This window comes from Aminiphilus circumscriptus DSM 16581, assembly GCF_000526375.1.
GTDB lineage: Bacteria > Synergistota > Synergistia > Synergistales > Aminiphilaceae > Aminiphilus > Aminiphilus circumscriptus.
Genome location: NZ_JAFY01000007.1, coordinates 221330 through 246622 on the forward strand (window position 1 = coordinate 221330; position 25293 = coordinate 246622).

22 protein-coding genes are annotated in these 25293 nt (G+C 60.7%); 20 read left to right on the forward strand and 2 right to left on the reverse strand.

Annotation, left to right across the window (positions count from 1 at the left end; translation table 11 throughout):
- Positions 1 to 9: 9 nt before the first annotated feature.
- Positions 10 to 504 carry a transcription elongation factor GreA gene (gene greA / locus K349_RS0111720; protein ID WP_029165970.1) on the reverse strand — a complete coding sequence of 165 codons (495 nt, stop codon included), beginning with the start codon at positions 502 to 504 and terminating at the stop codon, positions 10 to 12.
- Between the two features lie 836 nt (positions 505 to 1340).
- Between greA and thrC the strand changes: the two genes are divergently transcribed.
- From thrC to lptB, 6 genes are all read left to right on the forward strand, one after another.
- A complete protein-coding gene (gene thrC, locus K349_RS0111730; RefSeq protein WP_029165972.1) occupies positions 1341 to 2384 on the forward strand; it encodes a threonine synthase in 1044 nt (347 codons plus the stop codon).
- Complete coding sequence (thrB, locus tag K349_RS0111735; protein ID WP_029165973.1) at positions 2381 to 3325, forward strand: homoserine kinase; 945 nt, start codon at positions 2381 to 2383, stop codon at positions 3323 to 3325. The genes thrC and thrB overlap by 4 nt, the downstream gene beginning before the upstream one ends.
- Positions 3306 to 4535: an aspartate kinase gene (locus K349_RS0111740; RefSeq protein ID WP_029165974.1), complete on the forward strand. Its 1230-nt coding sequence runs from the start codon at positions 3306 to 3308 to the stop codon at positions 4533 to 4535. The genes thrB and K349_RS0111740 overlap by 20 nt, the downstream gene beginning before the upstream one ends.
- Positions 4517 to 5545: an aspartate-semialdehyde dehydrogenase gene (locus K349_RS0111745; protein WP_029165975.1), complete on the forward strand. Its 1029-nt coding sequence runs from the start codon at positions 4517 to 4519 to the stop codon at positions 5543 to 5545. Before K349_RS0111740 ends, K349_RS0111745 begins: the two co-directional genes overlap by 19 nt.
- Positions 5546 to 5726: 181 nt before the next feature.
- Positions 5727 to 6587: an LptA/OstA family protein gene (locus K349_RS0111750; protein WP_029165976.1), complete on the forward strand. Its 861-nt coding sequence runs from the start codon at positions 5727 to 5729 to the stop codon at positions 6585 to 6587.
- Positions 6588 to 6589: 2 nt separating this feature from the next.
- Positions 6590 to 7315: an LPS export ABC transporter ATP-binding protein gene (gene lptB / locus K349_RS0111755; RefSeq protein ID WP_029165977.1), complete on the forward strand. Its 726-nt coding sequence runs from the start codon at positions 6590 to 6592 to the stop codon at positions 7313 to 7315.
- A gap of 188 nt (positions 7316 to 7503) precedes the next feature.
- Here the strand turns inward: lptB and K349_RS0111760 are convergent, their stop codons facing one another.
- Entirely contained in the window at positions 7504 to 7992 is a 489-nt protein-coding gene (locus tag K349_RS0111760; protein WP_034265973.1) for a hydrogenase maturation protease, read from the reverse strand.
- 90 nt (positions 7993 to 8082) lie between these two features.
- On the opposite strand from K349_RS0111760, the gene murJ reads away from it, so the two are divergent.
- The 14 genes from murJ to K349_RS0111835 all read left to right on the forward strand — a co-directional run bounded on the left by murJ (position 8083) and on the right by K349_RS0111835 (position 25274).
- Positions 8083 to 9687, forward strand: coding sequence for a murein biosynthesis integral membrane protein MurJ (gene murJ / locus K349_RS0111765; RefSeq protein WP_029165979.1), 1605 nt, complete (start codon positions 8083 to 8085; stop codon positions 9685 to 9687).
- Positions 9688 to 9963: 276 nt separating this feature from the next.
- The gene (locus K349_RS17160) at positions 9964 to 10509 is read left to right on the forward strand and encodes a hypothetical protein (RefSeq protein ID WP_029165980.1); all 546 of its coding nucleotides are present in this window, start codon (positions 9964 to 9966) and stop codon (positions 10507 to 10509) included.
- A gap of 184 nt (positions 10510 to 10693) precedes the next feature.
- Positions 10694 to 11716 carry a tRNA (adenosine(37)-N6)-threonylcarbamoyltransferase complex transferase subunit TsaD gene (gene tsaD, locus K349_RS0111780; protein WP_029165981.1) on the forward strand — a complete coding sequence of 341 codons (1023 nt, stop codon included), beginning with the start codon at positions 10694 to 10696 and terminating at the stop codon, positions 11714 to 11716.
- 311 nt (positions 11717 to 12027) lie between these two features.
- Positions 12028 to 12315 carry a co-chaperone GroES gene (gene groES, locus K349_RS0111785; RefSeq protein ID WP_029165982.1) on the forward strand — a complete coding sequence of 96 codons (288 nt, stop codon included), beginning with the start codon at positions 12028 to 12030 and terminating at the stop codon, positions 12313 to 12315.
- Between the two features lie 82 nt (positions 12316 to 12397).
- Positions 12398 to 14038 carry a chaperonin GroEL gene (groL, locus tag K349_RS0111790; RefSeq protein WP_029165983.1) on the forward strand — a complete coding sequence of 547 codons (1641 nt, stop codon included), beginning with the start codon at positions 12398 to 12400 and terminating at the stop codon, positions 14036 to 14038.
- A gap of 218 nt (positions 14039 to 14256) precedes the next feature.
- Entirely contained in the window at positions 14257 to 15792 is a 1536-nt protein-coding gene (gene guaA / locus K349_RS0111795; protein ID WP_029165984.1) for a glutamine-hydrolyzing GMP synthase, read from the forward strand.
- 4 nt (positions 15793 to 15796) lie between these two features.
- Positions 15797 to 16585, forward strand: coding sequence for a nickel pincer cofactor biosynthesis protein LarB (gene larB / locus K349_RS0111800; protein ID WP_029165985.1), 789 nt, complete (start codon positions 15797 to 15799; stop codon positions 16583 to 16585).
- 46 nt (positions 16586 to 16631) lie between these two features.
- On the forward strand, positions 16632 to 17411 hold the full coding sequence (locus K349_RS0111805) for a molybdopterin-guanine dinucleotide biosynthesis protein MobB (RefSeq protein WP_029165986.1): 780 nt from the start codon (positions 16632 to 16634) through the stop codon (positions 17409 to 17411).
- Between the two features lie 142 nt (positions 17412 to 17553).
- Positions 17554 to 19512 (forward strand): sodium-translocating pyrophosphatase, encoded by a 1959-nt coding sequence (locus K349_RS0111810; protein ID WP_029165987.1) that lies wholly within the window; start codon positions 17554 to 17556, stop codon positions 19510 to 19512.
- Positions 19513 to 19619: 107 nt separating this feature from the next.
- Positions 19620 to 21353: a DNA primase gene (gene dnaG, locus K349_RS0111815; RefSeq protein ID WP_029165988.1), complete on the forward strand. Its 1734-nt coding sequence runs from the start codon at positions 19620 to 19622 to the stop codon at positions 21351 to 21353.
- Between the two features lie 347 nt (positions 21354 to 21700).
- Entirely contained in the window at positions 21701 to 23104 is a 1404-nt protein-coding gene (gene rpoD / locus K349_RS17165; RefSeq protein ID WP_034265981.1) for an RNA polymerase sigma factor RpoD, read from the forward strand.
- Positions 23105 to 23230: 126 nt separating this feature from the next.
- Positions 23231 to 23503 carry a S4 domain-containing protein gene (locus K349_RS0111825; RefSeq protein ID WP_029165990.1) on the forward strand — a complete coding sequence of 91 codons (273 nt, stop codon included), beginning with the start codon at positions 23231 to 23233 and terminating at the stop codon, positions 23501 to 23503.
- A 66-nt stretch (positions 23504 to 23569) separates the two neighbouring features.
- Entirely contained in the window at positions 23570 to 24850 is a 1281-nt protein-coding gene (gene eno, locus K349_RS0111830; protein ID WP_029165991.1) for a phosphopyruvate hydratase, read from the forward strand.
- 43 nt (positions 24851 to 24893) lie between these two features.
- On the forward strand, positions 24894 to 25274 hold the full coding sequence (locus tag K349_RS0111835) for a RidA family protein (protein WP_029165992.1): 381 nt from the start codon (positions 24894 to 24896) through the stop codon (positions 25272 to 25274).
- Positions 25275 to 25293: the final 19 nt, after the last annotated feature.

The window sequence follows — 25293 nt, forward strand, 5'->3', positions numbered from 1 at the left end:
TGGGTGCGTCTACTGGACGCCGATGTCCATGATCTTCAGCCTGCGGATTCCTTTGGGAACACGCACGAGCACTTCCTGACCGACCTCCTGCCCCATGAGCGCCTGACCGACAGGGCTCGCGGCGGAAATGCGGTTTTTCTTCGGGTCGGATTCCTCGGAACCCACGATGGTATAGACGAAGTCCTTTCGTGAGTCCAGGTCTCTTATCGTGATGGTCGTTCCCAGTGTGACCTTGCTGGTGTCCACATCGGCGGTTTCGACGATACGTACCCGGCTGAGGCGTGATTCGAGCCATTGAATGCGCGTTTCGAGCTGTGCCTGTTCTTCCTTGGCCGCGTGGTACTCCGCGTTTTCGCTCAGGTCACCGAAGCCGCGCGCTTCCTCGAGCTTCCGGGCCACTTCGGCCCGTCCATCCGTTCGCAGCTGAATGAGTTCCCGCTTGAGTTGTTCGTAGCCATCCCGCGTCATGGGGACCTGGTCGTCTGCCGTGCGCAGTTGCGACATGTCTCTCAACCTCCTGTCCCGTCTTCGCTTCAAGAGCGTCGCCGGGCGGTTCAAAAGCGGGACACCTCGACGTGTGTCCCGCTGCTGACGGCACATTGTAGCAAAGATGGTCTCCGAGGGCAATCTCTCCTGTGAAGGATTTTTTCGATGTCACGGAAAAAGAAGGCTGAAAGAAGTCCGTTTCTCCGGGAGAACGCGGAGGAAGGAGCATGATTTCCGCGCTCTCCCGGAGAGGGGGTGTTTTGAGGGCATGGAACATCTCTCTTCTAAAGGAACCTCTGAATGAGGCTACATCAGCCCCGCAGGGCGCCTCGCAGAGCCTGATGCGACCCGAGTCAAGGGAAAGCGAAGGGTCTTTATTCAGAGCTTCCCTAAAAACCATTCAGTGTGCCGACCGGAAAAAGATCGGTCTCCTCCAAGCGGGACAATAACGGGAGTTTTCCGGAAAAAGTATGGAAATCGCGCCTCCCTTTCTTGACAGGTTGTCTCTGGAGGCGTATAGTCTCCCCCAATATTTCCTGGTTATTCTGTCGCGATGAAAGGGAAGGCCTGTCCAAGGTGTGCGGAGGACAGAGAGAAGGGTTCTTGGGCTGAAAGACTCTTCACTCCGCGGGAAAAGGTCACCGCCCTGGAGCGTGCGTTGAAAACCGTGAATCCGAAAGGGTCAAGACGCAGGGGAGCGCCCCTTATCGCGCTGTGAGATGCCGTTTTTTGGAGTGCGTTTTTTCGGAGACGTGCTTCATGCGAAAAGCGGAAGTGAAGTGGAACCGCGGGACTCCCGTCTTCATAGAAGAAGGGAGTCTTTTTGTTTTCTGCGGATCAGGGAGGTGTTTCCATTGCGTGGAGTGCTTCATCGATATGGGACGAATCTGCGCCTTACGGAGCGGACTCCCCTTCTCTCTCTTGGAGAGGGGAGCACGCCTCTTGTGGCGTGCCGGAACCTGGGAGGGGAGCTTGGCATCGAGCTTTTCGCCAAGTATGAGGGATTGAATCCCACCGGATCCTTCAAGGATCGCGGGATGGTCCTCGCCGTGGCGAAGGCGCTGGAGGCGGGGAGCAGGGCGGTGGTGTGCGCCTCCACGGGCAACACTTCGGCCTCCGCCGCGGCCTATGCGGCGACTGCGGGCATTCCCTGTCACGTGCTGCTTCCGGCGGGCAAGGTGGCTCTCGGCAAGCTCGCCCAGGCGCTCATCTACGGAGCGAAGGTCATTGCCGTGCGGGGGAATTTCGACACGGCTCTCGACCTCGCCCGGGATGCCTCGCGGCGACTCGGCCTGGCCATCGTGAACTCCGTGAATCCCTATCGGCTCAGGGGGCAGCGGTCCGCCGCGTGGGAGATCTGCGACGATCTGGGGGACGCGCCGGACTGGCTCGCCATTCCCGTGGGCAACGCGGGGAACATCACCGCCTACTGGGCGGGCTTCGTCCAGTACGCCCGGTCCGGAAAAGCCTCCCGGATTCCCCGGATGATGGGGTTTCAGGCCGAAGGAGCCAGCCCGATGGTGAGGGGGGAGGATGTGCCCCAGCCCGAGACGGTGGCCACGGCGATTCGCATCGGGCGCCCCGTGAACGCCCGAAAGGCCCGTTGGGCCGTGCGGCGTTCCGGCGGAGCCTTTGCCGCGGTGTCGGACCCGGAGATCCTGGAGGCCCAGAGGATCTTGGCCTCCAGGGAGGGACTCTTTGCGGAACCGGCCTCGGCGGCTCCGCTGGCGGGGCTTCTGGCGCTTGCCCGCCGGAATGAACTGCCGAGGGGGATTCGAGTGGTCATGGTGCTCACGGGAAACGGCCTCAAGGATCCCGATGCCGCGCTGGGAAAGACTCCGGCCATCACGGAAATCGACGGAAACTGGAGTTCTCTCGAGGAGGTGTTCCGGTCATGACCTTTCCGATTCGCGTCCGGGTTCCCGCGTCGAGCGCCAATCTCGGTTCGGGCTTCGACACGTTGGGCATGGGGCTCACGTTCTACAACGTGTACGAAGTGCTGGAACTCCTTCCATCGGGTACCTATCAGGTGGAGGTCGTGGGAGAGGGAAGTCGTGAACTGGAGGATCCCGCGGCGAATCTGGTCATCCGTTCCTACGAGGCGGCATTCGAGGCCTGGGAGAGGGAAGCTCCGGGGCTGGTCTTCCGGGCGCTCAACGCGGTTCCCCTCTGTCGTGGGCTGGGCAGTTCCGCCGGTGCCGTGGTGGGAGGTGTCCTGCTCGCGAACGCTCTGCGGGAACGCCCTCTGTCGAAAGAGGAACTGTTGCCCCTCATGGTCCGTCTTGAAGGGCATCCTGACAACGTGGTTCCTTGCTGCGTCGGCGGCATGGTGGTGAGTTGCTGGGACGGGGAGCGCCTTCGCTATCTTCGGTTGACTTCCATGCCTCCGGACGTGTCGGTGGTGGTGGCGGTTCCGGAGTTTCGAGTGAGCACCAAGGCGGCTCGGGAAGTTCTTCCCGAGGTGGTCTCCCTCAAGGACGCCGTGTTCAACGTGAGTCGTGCGGCTCTCTTCACCGCCGCATGGGCCACCGGGTCCTGGGAACATCTTCTCTGGGCCATGGAGGATAAGCTGCATCAGCAGTTCCGGGCAAAGCTCTTTCCGGGGGGCGAGGAGATTCTTTCGGAGATCCGGAAGAGTCCCGAGTGCATGGGAGTGGCCATCAGCGGTTCGGGACCGAGCATGATGGCCTTCGTGAAGGGAAATCCCCAGGGAGTGGCGGGGCGCATGTGCCGCATCTTCTCGGGGAATGGTGTGCGGTCCCGGTTCTTTGTCCTCGATGTGGACGAGGCTGGTGCGAAACTGTCCGGAGGTGGCGGACGTGTCGCGACTGGTGCTTAAGTTCGGGGGCTCCTCCGTGGCGGATCCGGGGCGGATGCACGCCGTGGCCGCGAGGATCGAACCTTTCGTCAGAGAGGGCAACGAGGTTGTCGTCGTGGTCTCCGCCCGGGGGAAGACCACGGACGAACTGCTCTCCCTCGCCGGAGAGCTTCGAGGGCAGGACAACCGGGAAATGGATCAGCTTCTCGCCACGGGGGAGCAGCAGTCCATCGCACTGCTCGCTCTCGCCCTGCGGGATCGAAAGGTTCCCGCCCGCTCCTTCACGGGATTGCAGGCGGGGATCTATGCCGACGGCTATCACATGGAAGGACGGATCCGCACGGTGCAACCCCATTGCCTCGAAAAAGCTCTCGCCGAGGGGGTGGTCCCCGTGGTGGCGGGCTTTCAGGGCATCAATGCCTCGGGGGATATCATCACGCTCGGTCGGGGCGGGTCCGACCTGTCCGCGGTGGCCCTCGCCGCGTCCCTGGAAGCTGACGCCTGTCACATCTACACGGATGTGACCGGTGTCTACAGCGCGGATCCCCGGCTCGTTCCGGAGGCGCGCAAGCTCTCCCGGGTCTCCTACGGTGTGTGCATGGAGATGGCCGTCATGGGGGCCAAGGTGCTCCAGGCGAGGAGCGTGGAGATGGCGGCGCAGTATGACGTTCCCGTCTACGTGGCGTCGTCCTTCGACGAAGAGGAGGGAACATGGGTCATGAGAGAAGATGTGAACGAGCGTCTGGTCGTTCAGGCGGTGACACAGGACGGAAACGTGGCCAAGGTGGCCGTACTGGGAGTGCCGGACGTTCCGGGTATCGCCGCGAAGCTCTTCGGAGCGCTCGGCCAGAATGGCATCGGAGTGGAGATGATCATTCAGAGCGTCATGCGCGGTGACGTGAACGACATTGCTTTTCTTGTCCACAAGGCGTTTCTTGGCGAGGCGATCCGCATTTGCCGGAATGTCGCCCGGGACATCGAGGCCCAGGGCGTGACCTTCGACACGGAGATCGCCCGGATCTCCGTGGTGGGCGCGGGCATCGCCAACCATCCCGAAGTTCCTTCAAAAATGTTCTCCATTCTGGCCGACGTGGGGATCAACATCGACATGATCGCCTCCACCGCCCAGTCTATTACCTGCGTTATTCCCTCCGGTCAGGTGGAGACGGCGGTGCGTGCGTTGCATCGTCATTTCGTTGAGGAGGAAGCGCCGTGCGCGTCGCCGTCCTAGGTGCCACCGGTCTGGTCGGCCGGGAAATGATCGCGGTTCTGGAGCAGCGTTCTTTCCCCGTGGACGAACTAGTGCCTCTCGCGTCGGAGCGCTCTGCGGGGGTCGTGCTTCCTTTTCGTGGGGAGAGCGTTGCCGTTCGGGCGGTGTCGGAGGATGCTTTCGAGGGGGTCGATCTGGCGCTCTTTTCCGCGGGGAGCGGGCCTTCCCGGACGTGGGCTCCCGTCGCTCGGAGCAAGGGTGCCTGGGTGGTGGACAACAGCTCGGCCTGGCGCATGGCCCCCGATGTCTTCCTGGTGGTTCCCGAAGTCAACGCGGGAACCCTCCCGGAAACGCCCTCGGTGATCGCCAATCCGAACTGCGCCACCATCCAGACCGTCGTTGCGCTGAACCCGCTGCACCAGGCGGCGGGGCTTCTCGAATTCGCCGCCGTGACCTTTCAGTCCGTCTCCGGAACGGGACAGGCGGCTCTCCGGGAACTTGCGGAGGGCAGCTCCCTTGCCCGGTTCGAGAGAGGAATCCCTCTCGGAGGGGCAGAGCGGGCGCAGGTCTATCCCCATCCCATCGCCTTCAACGTCCTGCCCCATATCGGCGGGTTCGACGACGAGGGGATCAGTGAGGAAGAGTGGAAAATGGTTCGGGAATCCCGGAAGATTCTGGGACTTCCCGAGCTTCCGGTGAGTTGCACCACCGTGCGGGTTCCCGTGTTCCGCGGGCATGCCGTGGCCGTGACGGCGGTGTTCCGCGATGCCCTCTCTCCGGATGAGGCCCGGGAGATTCTTCGAAATGCCCCCGGAGTGGTCGTGGAGGACGACACCGGGAAGAGCGTGTATCCCCTCCCCAGAAGAGCCGCAGGAACGGATCCCGTCTACGTGGGACGCATTCGCCGGGATACGGCGCGCAAGAACGCCCTTGCCCTGTGGGTCGTGTCCGACAATCTCCGCAAGGGCGCGGCCCTCAACGCGGTACAGATCGGCGAGACGTTGCTGGAAAAGGGGCTTCTCCGGCACTGAACTCCTTCTTCGTCCTCTCCCGGCGGAGGGGGCCGTCCGTCGGAAGGATAGTGGATTTCGGCTGAAGGGCTGAGTGGAATTGCCGATTCTCTCTTGCTGCAAGTGCACGAACCGGACCCGATAGGATAGAATAGCTGCGGCGCCGAAGGCGCCGCAGAGCTTTTTTCAGGGAGGAACAGTCATGAAGCGCCGTGTCAGCGCAACTGCCGTCACCGCTTTGGGGGCGGGCGTGATCGCTCTTCTCCTCTGTTTTTCCTCCGTCGGACATGCGGAGGAGAGCGGGGGAAGCGCAGTGTCGGGAAAGGTGACGCTCACTGCGGAATCACTTCGCTACGACCCCGAGTCGCAGCGCATTATCGCCGAGGGAAACGTGACCATCCGGAGGGGCGCCGGTCGGATGACCGCCGAGCGGGGAGAGGGGCGGAGCGACGGTTCGCTCTTCATCCTCACCGGAAACGTGGCGGCGACCTTTCCCGAGGAAGAACTCGAACTCGCCTGTGCCTATCTCACCTATCGCGCACGGGATGCCTGGCTGCTCGCGTCCGGAGATGTGTTCATCTCTTCCGGAGGGGATCGCCTGAGGGCGGAGATGATCAAATATCGCCTCGGTGATTCCGTGGCCTACGAGGCCAGGGGAGATGTGTCGATCCTCTGGGAGGGACGCACTTTCGAGGCCGACTCCGCATGGCGCGAGGGTGACGATTTCCGTGCCAGGAATGTGCGGCGCTTCGAGGACCCCAAAGAGCGTGTTGCTCTGGTGGCACCCACGGTGGTGGGACGTGTCGAGAAGGGAGTGCTCGCGGAGGTGACCGCCGAAGGGGGCATTCTCGTGGAGGTCGCCGGGCGGGATGGAAAGCCCGTGCGCATTCGTGGTGCCAAGGGAATCTATTCCATCGTCAAGGGTTCCGTCGTCGTGACGGGAAACGCTTCCGCGGTTCAGGCTGGGCGCACTGTTTCCGCCCAGAGTTTGGTGATGAACCTTGTCACCCGGCGCATCGAAGCCCTCGGAACCCCCCAACTCACCTTTCCCGTGGGGGAGTGAACATGGGACGGATCTTTTCGGCGGAACGCCTCGTCAAAAGTTACCGTGGGAAGACCGTCGTCTCCTCGGTGAATCTTTCCGTGCAACAGGGAGAGATCGTCGGATTGCTCGGTCCGAACGGCGCGGGCAAGACCACGACCTTTTACATGCTCGTCGGGCTGATCTCCCCCGATTCGGGAAACGTCTACGTGGACGGAAGAGATGTCACGGAACTGCCCATGTTTGGGCGCGCCCGGCTTGGCGTGGGGTATCTTCCTCAAGAGGCGTCGGTGTTTCGCAATCTCTCCGTGGAGGACAATTTGCGTCTCGTCCTTGAAGAGCAGAACCATTCCTTGGGGGACTGGCGCGAGGTGCTGGAGCATCTTCTGTGTGAGTTCGGCCTGGAACGGGTCCGTTCCGTGCCAGGATACGCCCTGAGCGGCGGCGAACGGCGACGTGTGGAGATCGCACGATGTCTCGCCATCATGCCCGAGTTCATTCTCCTCGACGAACCGTTCAGCGGCATCGATCCCATCGCGGTCTACGACATCCAGCAGATCATTCTGGATCTCCGCAAGAAGGGATTCGGCATTTTGCTCACGGACCATAACGTGCGGGACACCCTGGCGATCACGGATCGGGCCTGTCTGATCCACCAGGGGCAAATTGTCGTGGAGGGATCTCCCCAGGATGTGGCCGAGAGCGAGGTGGCCAGGAAATTCTACCTGGGGGAACGTTTTTCCTGGTGACGGCCAAGGAAGGTGCTTCAATGAGGTCTTCCGCGACTCCCTGCCTGTGCATCCTTCTTTGAGAAAACGGGTCCTTGCAAGAAATTCACCGGGAGGCGACTGGAACGGAGCAGCAGGGTTCTTTGTCGCACCGGGACGAACGCGATCGAGGACGGTCTGGGATCGAGTCGGGTTTTTCTCCGATGGCGCTACGGAATGGCATTGCGGGATGTTTTTTCCAGCAAGGGAATGCTCTCGAGTTCTCCGCCCTCAAGGAGGGCGAGAAGAACTGTTTTCGCTTCCGCCACCTCCGGAGAAAGCTCGAGCGAATGCTCCCGGAAGGCTGGTTCCACGGCGATGATGACCAGGTCCATCTCCCGGGAGAATTCTTCCAGCAGAGTGGAAAGCGGAACGCCGTGGCTGCTCCAGGAGATGCCTTTGCAGGATGCAAGCGGAAGGCGCCGCATAGCCCCGGGGGCAAGTCCCATGAGGGCCGCATCGACGACGACGAGCCGGGAAGGTCTTGTCCTCCGGAGGTGTGCCAGGTGATTTTCCGGGGTGGTCTCACAAAGGCGTATTTTCATCCCTTGGGGAGGCGCCTCCAGAAGCGCCTCGGCTACGTGGACTCCAAAGCCGTCATCCCCGCGGAGGGGATTTCCGACGCCCCAGAGAACGCTCGTCGTTTTTTTCGCATTCATGACGGTTGTCAGCTCCTTCGATGTTCCGTTTCTCTCCGGTTCGTCTCGGGGAGCCGTTTCTGAAACGCGCTCCGTCAAGGAGGATATCCTATGGACGGTTCCTCACGCAACGCCCGCATGGTACGCCATGCCTTCACGATGATGCTCGGTACCTTCGCCAGCCGAATCCTTGGACTGATCCGCGAGGTGCTCATGGCGGCCTGTTTCGGTGCGACGAGGCAGCTCGATGCGTTCTACGTGGCCTACACGCTGGCGAATCTCTCCCGCCAGCTCCTCGCGGAGGGAGCACTCTCCGCCTCGTTCGTTCCCGTCTTCTCCCAGGTGCTTGCCAGGGACGGAAAGGAGCGGGCGGTGCACCTCGCCCGTCAGGCCATGACGGTGCTTTTGCTTCTTGGAGTCGCCGTGGTGCTCGGAGGCATTGTCGCCGCGCCGCTCCTGGTTCGTCTCATGGCTCCGGGGTTCGCTCCGGAGATTCGGGCTCTCGCCGAATCCCTCACCCGGTCGCTTTTTCCGTTCCTTCTTTTCGTCTCTCTCGGGGCTCTCGCCATGGGTGTCCTGAACAGTCTGGATTCCTTCTTCGTCCCCGCCGTGGCACCGGCGCTGAGCAACGTGACCTTCATCGCCGTGGTTCTTCTTTTCGTTCCTTCCCTCGGCATCAGAGGTCTTGTTGCGGCGGTCCTCCTTGGCGGCCTGGCCCAGTTGCTCCTTCAGTGGGGATGGAACTGGAAGCTGGGGGTGCCGCTTTTCCCCGAACGGCCGAACCGCGACGATCCGGAACTCCGGCGCATGCTCGTGCTCTTTCTTCCCTACGCGGTGGGGCTTTCCCTCAATCAGGTGAATCCGTTGGTGAGCCGCATGCTCGGTTCTTTTCTGGAGGGCGGGGTCATTTCCGTTTTGAACTACGCGGACCGAGTGCTTCAGCTTCCTCTGGGGCTCTTTGTGGTGGCTCTCTCCCAGGCGGTTCTTCCCATGCTCTCCCGCATCGCCCCGGGAGAGAACGAAGAGTTCATGGAATTCTACCGGGATGCACTTCGCTTCGCTCTTTTCGTGGTCTTTCCCGTGGTGCTCGGGACAGTGGCGTGCAGCCGGGAGATCGTGCACGTGCTCTTCTTTCGAGGTGCTTTCGACGCGTGGGCCTGGGACGCCACGTCAGGAGCTTTGTCCATGTACGCGTTGGGCCTTCCTGGAATGGCCTGCACCACGGTGACCATGCGGGCTCTCTATGCACGGAGCAGACCCAGGGATGCACTGTTCGTCACAGCGTCGAGCGTGACCGTGAACCTCGGCGCGAGCATACTGCTCATGTCTCTTTTTTCGTATCGAGGCATTGCCCTGGCTGCATCGATGGCCTTTACGGTCTCCGCCCTCGTCGGGTACGTCCGGATTCGGCGCTTCGGAGGAGGAGCGTGCGAGGGAAGAAACCGGCTCTTTTCGCTGGAATGGGGAAAGCCTGTGGGAATCTCCCTGGCGTTCACGACGGCGATGATCCTGCTCTGGAAATTCCTGCTGCCCTATCCTTCCACGGCATCTCTTACGCTGCGACTGCTCTGGCTTGGAGGTGTCGCCTGCATGGGTGGAGCGGTCTATGCCTTGGTGACACGCCGATTGCAATGTCGAGAATGGGAATGGGTACGGAGCGCGTTGCGTCGTCGAGGGGTAAGCGAAAGCGAGGTGTCTCGGAAGAACCGACCGTAGTTTCGGAGACGCTGATGTGGAATGAAACCGGAGACGAAGATGGAGCATGCGCGGAGGCCGTTTGGATGAGATCGTCTTTTCCTGGAAGAGGAGGAAGTGAGAAGCGCTCCGTCCGCCGGAAACCTTTTCAGTCAGAAAGAAGAACGATGCATGACTCGACTCTCTCCGGACAGTGGGAAGGCTTGCGTTCTTTGTCCTCCGGGGGGATCATGATCTGCGCCGGGAGGAGCGTGTTCCTCCGCAGGTGTTCTCTGTAGAGAAGGGAGGAATTTTGCCGTGAAAAACGTATTCCGTGTCTTGAACGTCTGTCTTGTGGTGTGCATGGTCCTTGTCCCGGTGAGCGAATGCGTCGCTCGCGCTTTGTCCGTGGAGGAACTTGTGGAGGAGCGATCCGCCAACGTGTGGGTGGAGGGGCAGGATCTTGGGGGCATGATTGTCGGTGCCCGGGGGCAGATGACCTTCGTCTACGTGGACAATGTCCTCAGCCGCGCCTCCGGGGGCGAATCAGAAGCGCCGGAGTGGCTCAAATGGCATGTGCAGCATTTTCTCAGCGATGCCGTGAAAGGAAAGATCCTCTTCATCTGCCGCTACCGGGCGCTCATTCCCTGGACCTTCGACCCCGAACAGATTTTTGTTGGAAACTATGCGGTGCAGTGGAAGGACATCCTTACAAGAAAAGATTTCTTTCCCCACGGCGAGATTTCCTCCGATACGGCGGGCGTGTTTGCGTTTGTCGTTCCTTCGGAAGAGATCGTTCCGGGGAAAGAAATTCGTCTCGGCTATGGAGAGTACGCGACGAAACTGCGCATTCCTGGGAGGTGAAGAGCGTGCACGTGTATCGGTGTGCTTCCTGCGGGGAGCGTTTTTCCTGTGAGACCTTCGCGAACAAGTGTCCCCACTGTCGTGGAAAGAGTCTCATCCACGAACAGGGGGAGCCCCGTCGAAAGAAGGCGGGCTGTACTGGAAGCTGCAGCGGCTGCGGTGGCGGCTGCGGTTGTGGGGGGCATTGACGGTGGAGTCCCCTTTTCTGACGCTCGGCATCGAAACGAGCTGTGACGATACGGCGGTGTGCGTTCTCGAAAACCAACGCACCGTTCTCGCCCAGGGGATCTCGAGCCAGATCGAGGAACATGCGCCCTTCGGAGGAGTCGTTCCCGAAGTTGCTTCCCGGTGTCATCAGGAAGCGTTGCTTCCTTTGCTGCGGAGGACCCTGGAGAAAGCTGGAATTCACAATCCGGCCCGACAGCTCTCCCTTATTGCGGTCACTGCCGGACCAGGCCTTGTGGGGTCTCTCCTCGTGGGGGTGATGAGCGCCAAGGCGCTCGCCCAGGCCTGGGAAGTGTCTCTTGTGGGAGTCAATCACCTGGAGGGACACCTCTTCGCCAATGTGGCCGTTCATCCGTCTCTGGAGCCCCCTTTTCTCTCCCTCATTGTCTCTGGGGGACACACGGAGATCGTTTTCGTGCGCTCCTTCGGTGAATATGAACTTTTGGGCGAGACGAAGGACGACGCCGTGGGCGAGGCCTACGATAAAGTTGCCAAGCTCCTTGGGCTCGGTTATCCCGGTGGTCCGGAGGTGGACCGGCTCGCCCGGGAGGGAGATCCCGATGCCTTTCCGCTTCCCGTGCCTCTCGAACATTCCGACGAGATCGGTTTCAGCTTCAGCGGTCTCAAGACAGCGGTCCTTTGGGTGCTGCGAAGGCTTGAAAAGGAAGGGAAACCCATTCCCGTGGCTCACGTGTGCGCGTCCTTTCAAAAAGCTGCCGTCGCGTCGCTCGTCGGAAAAGTCCGCCTCGCCGTTCTGCGATCGGGGGTCCGCCGTGTCGCCGTCTCGGGGGGTGTCGCGGCGAACAGTGCACTGCGGAACGCCCTGAGTGCATTGCCCGGCGTGGAGATTTTTCTTCCCCCCCTCTCTCTTTGCACGGACAACGCGGTGATGATCGCCGCTGCGGGATACAACATCTATCGACGAGGATTCTTTTCGGATCTCTCTCTTTCGCCGGATCCATCGCTTCCGCTCTCCCGCTGAGCGTTGCCACGAGCAATTCGCGTGTTCGCGCGCCCGTTTTCCCCTTGGCCGAGGCTGTTTTGTCCCTGATTTGGGACAGAACGGCCTCGACGGCTGTGCTGTCACGAGAGACCACAGAGGCTCCGGATAAAAAGGATCGAAAAAACGTCTCAGCAAGCGAAAAAAGAAGATAAATGGCTTTTTTCTGCGGAAATATGGATCTCATTACGCTTGAGATCTTGTCTGAAGCTCAGTAAGATCATTCATGGTCAAATTAGCACTCGTTCCGAATGAGTGCTAACACGGAAACAAAATTTGAGGAGGGATTGTAAATGAAGCTCAAACCCCTTGCGGACCGTATCGTTGTGAAGGTCCTCTCCCAGGAGGAAAAGACCAAGGGCGGCATCGTTCTTCCGGACACGGCGAAAGAAAAGCCTCAGGAGGGCGAAGTGAAGGCCGTCGGGACCGGAAAGGTTCTCGAGAACGGACAGAAGCTTCCCCTTGAGGTGAAGGTGGGAGATCGCATCATCTTCAGCAAGTACTCCGGAACGGAAGTCAAGATCGACGGAGAGGAGTTTCTCATCCTCAGCGAACGGGACGTTCTGGCCATCGTCGGCTAGAGGCGTTCTTCTTCGGCAGGGAGTTCTTTTCGACGCAACAAGAACGTAGACATACCCAATTCCTCCAGGAGGTGTACAACCAATGGCAGCGAAGATTATTGCATATGGCGAAGACGCCCGTCGGGCGCTCATGCGGGGCATCAACCACGTGGCCGACACCGTCGGTGGAACTCTCGGACCCAAGGGGCGCAACGTGGTTCTCGAGAAGAAGTTCGGCTCTCCCACCATCACGAACGACGGCGTGACCATCGCCAAGGAGATCGAACTCGAGGATCCCTTCGAGAACATGGGAGCGCAGCTTCTCAAGGAAGTCGCCTCCAAGACGAACGATGTCGCCGGAGACGGAACCACCACCGCCACGGTTCTCGCCCGGGCGATGATCCGCGAGGGCATGAAGAATGTCGTGGCCGGAGCCAACGGAATCCTGATGCGCCGTGGTATCGAGAAGGCTGTGGATGTCGTCGTGGACGAGCTGAAGAGCCTTGCCCTGGACGTGAAGGACAAGGCGAAGATCGCCCAGGTCGCCGCCATCTCCGCCAACGACAAGGGCGTGGGTGAGCTCATCGCCGAGGCCATGCAGAAGGTCGGCGAGGACGGCGTCATCACTGTCGAGGATAGTCAGACCGTGGGGACCACCCTCGAGATGGTGGAGGGGCTCCAGTTCGACAAGGGCTACATCAGCCCCTACATGGTCACCGATCCCGAGCGGATGGAGTGTGCTCTGGATGACGCCTACATCCTCATCAACGACGGCAAGATCAGCAACGTGAAGGACATGCTTCCCATCCTCGAGAAGGCCGTGCAGGCGGGCAAGCCTCTCATGATCATCGCCGAGGACATCGAGGGTGAGGCTCTGGCCACTCTCGTGGTGAACAAGCTTCGGGGCATTCTCCAGGTCGTGGCCGTGAAGGCTCCCGGCTTCGGCGAGCGCCGCAAGGCTATGCTCCAGGACATCGCCATCGTCACCGGCGGTCAGGTCATCAGCGAGGAAATTGGCATCAAACTCGAGAACGCCGATCTCTCCATGCTGGGCCGCGCCAAGAAGATCCGGGTTTCCAAGGAAGAGACCACTATCGTCGAGGGTGCGGGAAATCCCGAGGAGATCCGCAAGCGGGCCGCCCAGATCAAGCGGGAGCTTGAGGACAGCACGTCCGAGTATGACAAGGAGAAGCTTCAGGAGCGCCTTGCCAAGCTTGTGGGCGGTGTGGCGGTCATCCAGGTGGGTGCTGCAACCGAGACCGAGCAGAAGGAGCTGAAGCACCGCATCGAGGATGCCCTGAATGCGACCAGGGCCGCCGTGGAGGAAGGTATCGTCGCCGGAGGCGGCGTGGCCCTCGTGAACTGCCTCCCCGCTCTCGACAAGTTCCTCGGCACGCTCGAGGCGGACGAGAAGATCGGTGCCGCCCTTGTGAGGAAGGCCCTCACGGAGCCGCTCCATCTCATCGCCAGCAACGCGGGTCTTCAGGGCGACGTGGTGGTCGAGCGCGTTTGCACCCTTCCCAAGGGGCACGGTCTCAACGCCGTGAGCGGTGAGTACGAGGATCTCGTCCAGTCTGGCATCATCGATCCCGTGAAGGTGACCCGCAGCGCGCTCCAGAACGCCGGTTCCATCGCGGCCATGGTGCTCACCACGGAGAGCCTTGTTGCCGACAAGCCTGAGAAGAAGGACAAGATGCCTCCCATGCCCGGCGGTATGGGTGGAATGGGCGACATGGACTACTAGGCCATTGGGCCCGGAGGTTGTTCGAGCTGTTGTAACACGAGGCCCCCGCAGTGCGGGGGCCTTTTCGCTGGAGTCCTCTTTCCCCGGCGTGGTATGATTGGGCGAGATGAGGCATTCCCGAGGCATGGGAAGGCTTTCGTCGGGAAATTGTTTGTGCGGCCCCCCGGTTCCCTGCGAGGAGATTCTGTTGTTGGAGGTGAAGGGCTCCGGCCCGACGCATGAAGAAGTCAGACACCATCATCGTGTTGGATTACGGATCTCAGTACACGCAGCTTATTGCCCGGCGCGTGCGGGAAATGAAGGTCTACAGCGAAATTCTTCCTTGGGATGCGGATGTGGCGACGCTCCTCGCCGCGTCCCCCAGGGGCGTCATTCTTTCGGGGGGGCCGTCCAGCGTCCGCGATGAAGAGGCGCCGTCGATGGATCCGAGACTTCTGGAGAGCGGTATCCCGATCCTTGGCATCTGCTACGGCATGCAGGTCCTCGCTCAACGCCTTGGAGGAAGGGTGGAGAAAGGATGCAGGGCGGAGTACGGGCGTACCCGGGTGAGCCTTCGGAAGAGCCCCCTTTTCGAGGGTCTTCCCGGAGAGCTTACAGTGTGGATGAGTCACTGGGACCAAGTGGCGGAACTGCCCGCGGATGCCGCAATCATCGCACAGAGCGAGTCCGGAATTCCTGCGGGGTTCGCCCTGCCTGAGCGGGGAATCTACGCCATTCAGTTTCATCCCGAAGTGGCGCACACCGTGGGAGGGCAGGAGATTCTGAGCAATTTTCTTTTCAGGGTCTGTCGCTGCGAGCCCACCTGGGACCTCGGCGAATGGGTCACCTCCATGACGGAGGAGATCCGGAGAAAGGTCGGGAACGGCCGGGTGGTCTGCGGTCTCTCCGGAGGAGTGGATTCGAGCGTGGCGGCGCTCCTGACGAGCCGTGCCATCGGAGATCGGCTCGAATGCATTTTCGTGGACAACGGCCTTTTGAGGCGGAACGAGGCGGCGGAGGTGCTCGAGGCGTATAAGACGCTGGGGTTGAAGGTCCATTTTGTCGATGCCTCGGCCCGTTTTCTCGATGCCCTCGCGGGAGTCGTCGAGCCGGAGCGAAAACGAAAGATCATCGGTGAAGTCTTCGTCCGTGTTTTCGAGGAAAAGGCCGAGGATGTCGGCGGTGCGGAGTGGCTCCTCCAGGGAACGCTCTATCCCGACGTGATCGAGAGCGGCCACAAGGGAAAGGGAGCGGCGGTGATCAAGACACATCACAATGTGGGCGGATTGCCCGAGGTGATGCGTCTCGCCGTGCTCGAACCGCTGCGGGATCTCTTCAAGGACGAGGTACGGAAGATAGGCGCCCTGCTGGGACTTCCGGAGCGCATTCTCGAGCGGCATCCCTTTCCGGGACCGGGGCTCGCCGTACGCTGTCTCGGCGAGATCACGCCGGAGAGACTGGACGTGTTGCGCGGGGCCGACGCGATCTTTCTCGAGGCCATTCGAAATGCCGGTCTCTACCGAAAGATCTGGCAGGCTTTCTGTGTTCTTCTGCCTGTGCGGAGCGTGGGCGTCATGGGAGATGTTCGTACCTATGCGGAGGTGGCGGTGCTCCGCGCCGTGGAGGCCCAGGACGGTATGACCGCCGACTGGTATCGCCTGCCGGAGGATCTGGTGGATGCGGTGTCGCGGCGGATCTGCAACGAAATTCCCGGCATCAACAGGGTCGTGATGGACGTGACGGGGAAACCTCCCGCGACCATCGAGTGGGAGTAGACCGGTGGAGTACGCCGAAGCGCTCCGGAGGCGCTTGCGCGCCTTCGCGGAGGGGCAAGAGACCCTGGATGGCGTGGTTGAATTCATCGCCGGTTTGCCCTACGCCGAGCGGGGTGATGTCCGCCTCGACGGACATCGCAGTGTCCGGCGCGGTATCGGGGAGATCATTCTCTGCCAGGGGAAGTCGCCGGACCAGCTTCGGGACATTGCCGCGCTTCTTCGGGAGCGTCCCGGAAACACTCTGTTCAGCCGCATGACCCCTGAACAGGCGGAGATCGTGGCACGCGAGCTGGATGGCCTGGTCTATCACCCTCTTCCCCGGATGGGCGTTTTTCAGGTGGAGGAGCCTCGCTCCCGCGGGACCTCCGTCGCGGTGGTGAGCGCCGGCGCGGGAGACGTGCCCGTCGCGGAAGAGGCTGCCTTGGTAGCCTCTTTTGCGGGGTGCCGGGTAGGGCGCTATTTTGACGTGGGAGTCGCGGGTCTGCATCGGCTTCTCGATGTGCTTCCGGAACTGCGCAAGATGGATGTGCTCGTCGTCGTGGCCGGTATGGACGGGGCGCTTCCGAGCGTCGTTGCGGGACTTGTGGGCTGCCTCGTCGTAGCCGTACCCACGTCGGTTGGATATGGGGCATCCTTCGGCGGTCTCGCACCGCTTCTGGCCATGCTCAACGCCTGCAGCAGCGGGGTCGTGGTGGTGAATATCGATAACGGTGTCGGCGCCGGCGTGGCCGCCGCGCTCGCCTCCCGTTCCGGCATGTTGTGGAACGGCCCCGAGGAAGCTCCCGGCGCATAACAAACCGCGTCGGTGCAGAGTGAGCGGAGCGAAAGGAGGAGTTGCCATGCCCTTTGTTCTTGCGGTGAGCGGGCTGAAGAATTCCGGAAAGACGACGCTCTGTGGGGTGCTTTTGGAGATTCTCCGCCGGAAGGGATTGCGGTGCGCGTATGTGAAACATGGGTCCCACCGGGTGTGCAGTGATCCTGGAACGGATACGGGCAAGTTCGTCGAGGCAGGGTTTCCTTCCGTATGGTGGGGAGAGGATGGGCTTCGCGTCGAACTTGGGCATGTTCGTCAAGCCTCCTCCGGTGCGGCATCTTCGCCTCTTTCCGACGGAGAGATCCTTGCGGAGATGACGAGCCGTTTCTTTCCCGGCTTCGACCTGGTTCTCCTGGAAGGCGGCAAGCGTCTTCCTCTTCCGCGCGTCTGGGTGGGTGCTCCTGAGACGGTTCCCGAAGACGTGAGGGGAATCATCGCTTTCTACGGAGAAACCTCTGGTGATGCGACGGGGGAACGTGCGAAAGAGTTCTCCCGTCGGAGGGAAAATGCTTCTTCCGGCGGCGAAGTGCTCCACGTTGCTCGAGGAGAGGAAGTGGCTCTTGCCACGATGGTGGAGGACCTTGTCCTGCGGGGACGCGCTCCGCTCGAACTCTATGTGGGCTCTTCCCGCCTTCCCATGAAATCCTTCGTGGCGGAGTTTATTCGCGGTGCCCTGGAGGGCATGCTACGTTCGCTGAAAGGGGGGGCAGACTTCCGCAGGGGCATTCTCCTCGCGGTACCTCCGGAAAAGGGCGCGGAATCCGACGAGGAGGGAGAACGGCTGAGAAGGACGCCGGAAGCGTAATGTGAGGAAAAAAAGGACGTTGTTTTTCGGAATTTTCCCTTGTGCCCCGCACTTCTGCTGTCTATAATGGTGGGCACTTCGGCGACGTGCCCCGCACGCCGCCGAAAATCGCGTTCATCACTTCTTAAGGAGGTCGTTTGAAATGCAGTTGTATTGGATTGTTGGAGGTGCCGGAGCGTTGGCATTGCTCTATGCGGTCATCTCCATGGGAAAGATCACGGCGTTTCCCGTAACGAATGCACGGGTGGAGGAGTTGTCCGGGATCATCCAAAAGGGTGCCATGGCATTTCTCTTCCGTGAATATCGTTGGCTCGCCCCTTTCGTCGTGATTGTTGCGGCGCTTCTCTGGTTCAAGATAGGTGCGGCTTCTGCAGTCTCCTTTGCCTTTGGCGCTCTCTGCAGCGCCTTGGCGGGGTTTCTCGGCATGCGGATCGCCACGAAGGCGAACGGAAAGACCGCCTTCGCCGCGACGGAGAGCATGAACAGTGCTCTGCGCATCGCCTTCACTGGCGGTACCGTGATGGGCATGTTCGTGGTGGGCATCGGCATCCTCGGTGTCGTCGCTTCCTATCTGCTCTTTCGTGATCCTAACGTCATCACGGGCTTCGGGTTCGGCGCCAGTTCCATCGCACTTTTTGCCCGCGTGGGGGGCGGCATTTACACCAAGGCCGCCGATGTGGGAGCGGACCTGGTAGGCAAGGTTGAGGCGGGAATTCCCGAGGACGATCCCCGCAATCCCGCGGTCATCGCGGACAACGTGGGAGACAACGTGGGAGACATTGCCGGCATGGGAGCCGACCTCTTCGAGTCCTACGTGAACTCCATCATCGCCGCCATGGCCATCGGTCTTGCGACCTTCGGAGACAGGGGCGTCGCCTATCCGCTTCTCCTTTCCGCCCTGGGGATCGTCTCCGCCGTGCTCGGTACCTTCTTCGTCCGGGTCAAGGAGGGCGGAGATCCCCAGATGGCGCTCCGCATGGGAATCTTCTCCACAGGGGTCTTCATGATCCTCGGATCCTTCTTCCTCACCCGCAGTGTCTTCGACGGGGACAACACGCTCTTCTTCGCCGTGGTGGCGGGCGTGCTCTCGGGTGTGCTCATCGGCTACGTGACGGAGGTCTACACCTCCGCGTCCTTCAAATCCGTGAAGGAGATCGCCCATGCCTCCGAGACGGGTTCCGCCACGAACATTCTCTCCGGCATTGGAGTGGGTATGAAATCCACCATGATTCCCGTGATCCTCATCTGTGCGGCCATTCTTGTGGGAGTGAAGTTCGGCGGGCTCTACGGCATCGCCTGTGCGGCGGTGGGCATGCTCTCCACGGTGGGCATGACCCTCTCCGTGGACGGATACGGCCCCATCGCGGACAACGCCGGAGGTATCGCCGAAATGAGTCATCTTCCCAAGGAAGTCCGAAAGATCACGGACCGTCTCGACGCGGTGGGGAACACCACCGCCGCCGTCGGCAAGGGGTTGGCCATCGGCTCGGCGGCACTCACCGCGCTGGCGCTCTTCGCGGCCTACGCCACGGCGGTGAACCTGAGCGTCATTGATCTCAAGGATCCTCGGGTCATGGTCGGTCTTTTCCTGGGCGGTATGCTCCCCTTCTTCTTCAGCGCCCTTGCCATTCAGGCGGTGGGACGTGCGGCGGAGAAGATGATCGACGAGGTACGGCGCCAGTTCCGTGAAATTCCCGGTATCATGGAAGGGACCGGAGAGCCGCAGTACGAACGGTGCGTGGACATCTCCACCGCCGCGTCCCTTCGGGAGATGGTGTTCCCGGGACTTCTCGCCGTGATTTCTCCTGTGCTCGTTGGCTACTTCCTCGGCGCGCAGGCTCTCGGCGGGTTGTTGGGTGGCTCCATTGTAACTGGGGTCATGCTCGCCATCTTCATGGCTAATGCGGGCGGCGCCTGGGACAACGCGAAGAAGTACATCGAAGAGGGCAACCACGGTGGAAAGGGAAGCGCTCCCCACGCCGCGGCGGTGGTGGGCGATACCGTGGGCGATCCTTTCAAGGATACTGCGGGGCCGAGCCTGAACATTCTCATCAAGCTCATGTCCGTGGTGGCCCTGGTGCTCGCACCGCTTTTCAGCTGATCACCCTTTCAAGATAGAAGTCCGTAGGGGGCATCGCCCCCGTTTTTCACAGGGGGGAAGAGCGTCCGCTCCTCCCCCCCGCCTGTTTGTTCGGAGGAGTGCGAGTCATGCATGCCGACCATGTGCGACGGATAAAGGAGCGACTGGATATCGTCGAGGTCATCGGTGATTACGTTCCCCTGAAGAAAGCGGGGCGGAGCTTCAAGGGCCTCTGCCCCTTCCACGGAGAGAAGACTCCTTCCTTCACCGTCTCTCCCGAACGGCAGACCTACCATTGCTTCGGTTGCGGACGGGGTGGCGACATCTTTTCTTTCGTCATGGAGACGGAAGGCATCTCTTTTTCTCAAGCCCTGGAACTGTTGGCTTCCCGGGCCGGGGTTTCTCTCGATCCGGCACGGAAAGGTGCTCCCGGAGGCGATGTGCGAAGCGTGTCGGCACTGGCGCAGGAATTTTTCACGGAAAGTCTTTTGGGGCCGGGGGGAATTTCCGGAAGACGCTATCTGGCAAAAAGAAATGTCCCGGAACACTTCTGGAAGGAGTTTGGTCTGGGTTGGGCACCTTCCGGCTGGGATTCCCTGTGGCGCCATCTGCAAAGTCGAAACGTCGGCGAAAAAGAAGCCCTTGCCTGCGGCGTGGTCGTCGAAGGCAACAGAGGGCTCTACGATCGCTTCCGCGGGCGAGTCATCTTTCCCATCGCGGATGTGTCGGGGCGCATCATCGCCTTCGGCGGACGTCTTGTGGACGGGGAAGGCGCGAAATATCTCAACAGCCCGGAGGGGGTGCTTTTTCGGAAGCGGGAGTGTCTCTACCTGCTGCACCGGGCCAAACAGTTCATGCGTGCCCGGGGACGGGCAATTCTCGTGGAAGGCTACATGGATGCTCTTCGGCTCCACATGGAAGGATTCGGTGAGGCCGTGGCGTCTCTCGGCACCGCTCTCACCTCCGAACAGGCGGATCTCGTCAAGCGATTCGCGCCGCGCTGTTATATCTGTTTCGATGCGGACGCGGCAGGGCAGGAGGCTGCGGTGCGAGGCATGTATGTGCTGCAGAGTCGCGGATTGGATGTTCGGGTGGTCTCTCTGCCCGAGGCGAAGGACCCCGACGAGTTTCTTTCCGCTCCCGGAGGTGCTGCCCGTTTTTCCGCCTGTCTTGACGCGTCGATGCCTCTCGTGCGACATCATCTTTCCCTGCGGAGAGACGCCCTGCGTGATCCGACGCAAAGAGAACAGGCCACCAGAGATATCCTCAGTGGTGTCGCCCAGCTTTCTTCCCTTGATCTTGCCCCCTTTGTGCCGGAGATCGCCGCTGCCTTCGGCCTTTTTGCACATCAGCTCGTCGAACTCGTCGAAAGAGAGAGAAAAGTTCTTTCTCAATCGGAACAAGGGAAACCCTCCCTTTCCGGCGTATCTATAACTGGAGGGAAAGGAGAGGAAGCCGCGGATCCGGTGGAAGCCGCGTTGCTTTTTCTTCTGTGGACGGACGCGAGCCGTCGGCGCAACGCCTCCCCGGAGGGAATCCTTCCCCTCTTTTCGGAAGAGCGACTTCGCCATCTTGTCATGGCGCTTCTTTCCGGAGAGGTTCCAGAAGAACTGGAGGCGCGATGGCATGTCATCGGCGAAACCTATCCCCTTCGGGTGGTGGCTTTCGGAGGAGAGTGGTGTGCCCGTCTCGAAGAGAAGGATGCGTGGAAAACGGTTGTGGGTCTCCTCGAGGCGAGGAACAGAAAACGGCAGTATGAAGCCCTGCAGCTCAAATGCCGCCGTGGAGAAGCGACCGACGAGGATCTTCTGGCGTTGCGGAGCCTCGCGCAGAAGCTGAAGGGGGGCAAGGATTCGGCGTGACTGAACAGAGCGGAAAAAGAGAAGATGCCGACGCGGGAAAAAACGTCCCGGTGGAGGAACCGACGCGACACGGCCAAACTCCTCAGGAAAGGCGGAATGGAGCCGACGTGAAAAAGAAACGGAAGAAAAAGAGAACTGAAGGAGAGGGCGAATCCTCCGGCTTCGCCGAGGGAATGAACATTTCCGGGAGTCGTGATGCCGAAAAGGCGGACGCATCTCCGGTGAAGTCGATCGATGGTGCTGAAAGAGAGACGGAGGGGACGGCAACAATCCCCGAATCGTCTGCAACCACGCGGGATGAAGGAACGGCATCGGAAAAAATGCAGAAGCACACGAAGCGGAGCAGTCTGAAAAAGCAGGAAGAGATCTCTCTGGAAGGAGTGCCGGCGGAGACATCTTCGATTCTGTCCGACGGTGAGGCTGCTCCTGCGGAAGCTTTGGGCGGAGACGTTGCCTCTTCCGTGGAGGGTGCTTTTTCGGGAGAGGAAGGAGAGGAAATTGCTCTGCCCGAGGGGGATGAACTTTTTCTCGAGGAACCTCTTGCGGAGGATCCTTCCCTCTTCGGCGGTGATGAAGTGACCAGTCCGGTTCCTGCCACCGCCGAACCTGTGGCGGCAGGGAGTCCGGATCCGGTGCTCGCGAGGGAACTGCCCCTCGAAGAGACGCAGAAAGATTATCTCCTTTTCCTTCCCCTCATTCAGGAAGGGCAGAAGCGTGGGTATATCACGTTCGAGGAGATCGAGAAACAGCTTCCTCCGGAGTTTTTGAACAACCCGGAGACGCTGGACAAGCTTTACGAAGAGTTCACTCTTCTCGGGATCGAAGTGCAGGAGGAGACGAAGCGCGGCAAGGATGAATCCGTTTCCGACGAGGAGCTTGTTCCACCGGCGGCGGGGGAGAGCATGGGTGTTCTCGAGGATCTCCCCCTGTCCGATCCCGTGCGCATGTACCTGCGGGAAATCGGCAAGATTCCGCTGCTCACGCCCGACGAGGAAGTGACGCTGGCCAAACTTGTGGAGGCGGGAGAGCCAAGAGGCAAGAGTGCTCTCGTGGAGGCGAATCTTCGTCTCGTCGTGAGTATCGCCAAGAAATATATCGGGCGGGGGATGCTCTTTCTCGATCTGATTCAGGAAGGAAACCTGGGGCTCATTCGTGCGGTGGAGAAGTTCGATTATCGGAAGGGATACAAATTCAGTACCTACGCGACCTGGTGGATCCGTCAGGCCATCACGCGGGCCATCGCCGACCAGGCCAGAACAATACGCATCCCTGTCCACATGGTGGAGACCATCAACAAACTGATTCGCGTGTCGAGACAGCTTGTACAGCGTCTGGGACGGGAGCCCACTGCGGAGGAGATCGCCCAGGAGATGGAGATCCAGTCCGAGAAGGTGGAGGAAATCCAGCGCATCGCCCAGGAACCTGTTTCCCTGGAAACACCCATCGGCGAGGAAGAGGACAGCCAGCTTGGGGATTTTCTCGAGGACAAGGATCTTCCGAGTCCGGAAGAGGCTGCGGCGAGCCAACTTCTCCGGGAGCAGCTGGATGACATGCTCGAGGATCTCACCGAACGGGAACGGGAGGTTTTGCGCCTTCGTTTCGGCCTCGAGGACGGACATCCCTATACGCTCGAAGAAGTGGGGAGGCGCTTCGGTGTCACTCGGGAACGCATTCGTCAGATCGAGGCGAAGGCGTTGCGCAAACTCCGGCACCCCAGCCGGAGTCGAAAGTTGCGCGATTTTCTGGAATAAGCGCCGTGTGCTTCCGAAGCGGACGTTCCGAATGACACCCGCTTCGACAGCAGTGAAAGAATTCCCTATATCGACGACCCGTTTCTCTGTTATACTGGCTTTGGATTCGTGCTCGGAGGCGCAATCATGAGAGTGGATGTCTATCTCAAGCTCGCACGCTTGGTGAAGCGGCGAAGCGTGGCGCAGGAAATGATCCGTCTGGGGGCTGTCCGTGTGGACGGACGCCCCGTGAAACCCTCCGGGGAGGTGCGGAAGGGGGCACGGGTTTCTGTCGCCTTTCCCCGGCGCCTGCTCGTCGTGGAAGTGCTCTGTGATGACGAGCAGCTTCTGCGGCGGAAGAGCGAGCCTTATCTCGTTGTGGAGGAACGTTCTCTTGATGGAGCGACATCGCCTTGGTAACACCCCGGCCGACCGGTCCGGAGGAAAAGAAAAAAAATTAACCGCCCGAAGGGGAGGAGTGTACGGATGAGTTACATCGTCGGTGTTCATGGAAGAGAGATCCTCGACTCGAGGGGAAATCCAACGGTCGAGGTGGAAGTGTGGCTCGACAACGGTATTGTGGGAAAGGCCGCCGTTCCCTCCGGAGCCTCCACGGGAACTTTCGAGGCAGTGGAGCTGCGCGACGGCGAGACACGTTTTCTCGGCAAGGGTGTGCTCAAGGCGGTGGAGCACGTGAATGAGAAAATCGCTCCCGAAATCGTGGGAATGGATCCTGCGGAGCAGGGGGCTCTGGACAGAGCACTTCTTGCGCTTGACGGGACGACGAACAAGGGAAAGCTCGGTGCCAACGCGATCCTCGGCGTTTCCATGGCGGCGGCGCGCGCCGCTGCGGAGGACCACGATCTTCCTCTGTGGGCCTACCTGGGCGGACTTGGTCCCATGCTCTTGCCCACGCCGATGATGAACGTCATCAATGGAGGTGCTCACGCGGACAACACCCTGGATATCCAGGAGTTCATGATTCTTCCCCACGGTGCGGAAAGTTTCGCCGAGGGGCTTCGCATGGGTGTGGAGACCTATCATACCCTGAAGAAGATCCTCAAGAAGAAGGGGTACAGTGTTTCCATCGGTGACGAGGGAGGGTTCGCTCCGAACCTTCGCACCAACAGGGAGGCGTTGGATGTTCTTGTGGAGGCTATCGAAGCCGCGGGATATTCGCCTGGTGCCCAAATCTCCCTTGCTGTGGACGGTGCCGTGACGGACCTGTTCACGGACGGTGTCTATTCCTTCGCCGGAGAAGGGCGGACCTTCACCCCGGAACAGCTTGTCGACTACTATGCGGATCTCTGCGACGCCTACCCCCTTGTCTCCATTGAGGATGGCATGGCCGAGGAGGACTGGGCGGGATGGGCGCTGCTCACGAAACGTCTCGGCGGAAAAGTGCAGCTCGTCGGGGACGACATTTTCGTCACGAATCCGGAGCGGTTCTCCCGGGGCATTGCCGAAAAGATCGGAAACGCCATTCTCATCAAGCTCAATCAGATCGGTACGGTGACGGAGACGCTGCAGGTCATCGACAAGGCTCGTTGGAGCGGCTACGGAGCAGTGATCTCCCATCGTTCCGGGGAGACCGACGATTCCTTCATCAGCGATCTCGCCGTCGCCACGGGGGTCGGGCAAATCAAGACCGGCGCTCCGGCCCGTATGGACCGGGTGGCGAAATACAATCAGCTGCTCCGCATCGCCGAGACCTGCACGGCACCTTATGCGGGCCTTTCTCGGGTTGTTTGCGCGAAAAAGGACTGAACAGGGCGGTAAGAAACCCGGAACAGAGAAGGAGGGCGCGCGAATGAAGCGTGTAGTGAGCACCGATAAAGCACCTGCTGCCATCGGGCCTTACAGCCAGGCGATCTGGATGGGGGATCTGCTCTTCCTGTCCGGACAGATTCCACTTGATCCTGTCACGGGACAGCTCGTGGGAAAAACTTCCGCGGAACAGGCGGAACAGGTCTTGAAGAACATTGGTGCCATTCTGGAATCCCAGGGGCTCTCCTTTCGAAATGTGTTGAAAACCACTGTGTTCTCCGTGGATTTGGGAGATTTTGCGGACGTGAACGCCGTGTATGCTCGTTGGTTCGAGACGGAGCCGCCCGCCCGTTCTTTCGTGGAAGTCTGTGGACTTCCCAAGGGCGCGAAGGTTGAAATTGAACTCATTGCCGCGAAAGGGTAGGATTCGTCCCCGAGGATGC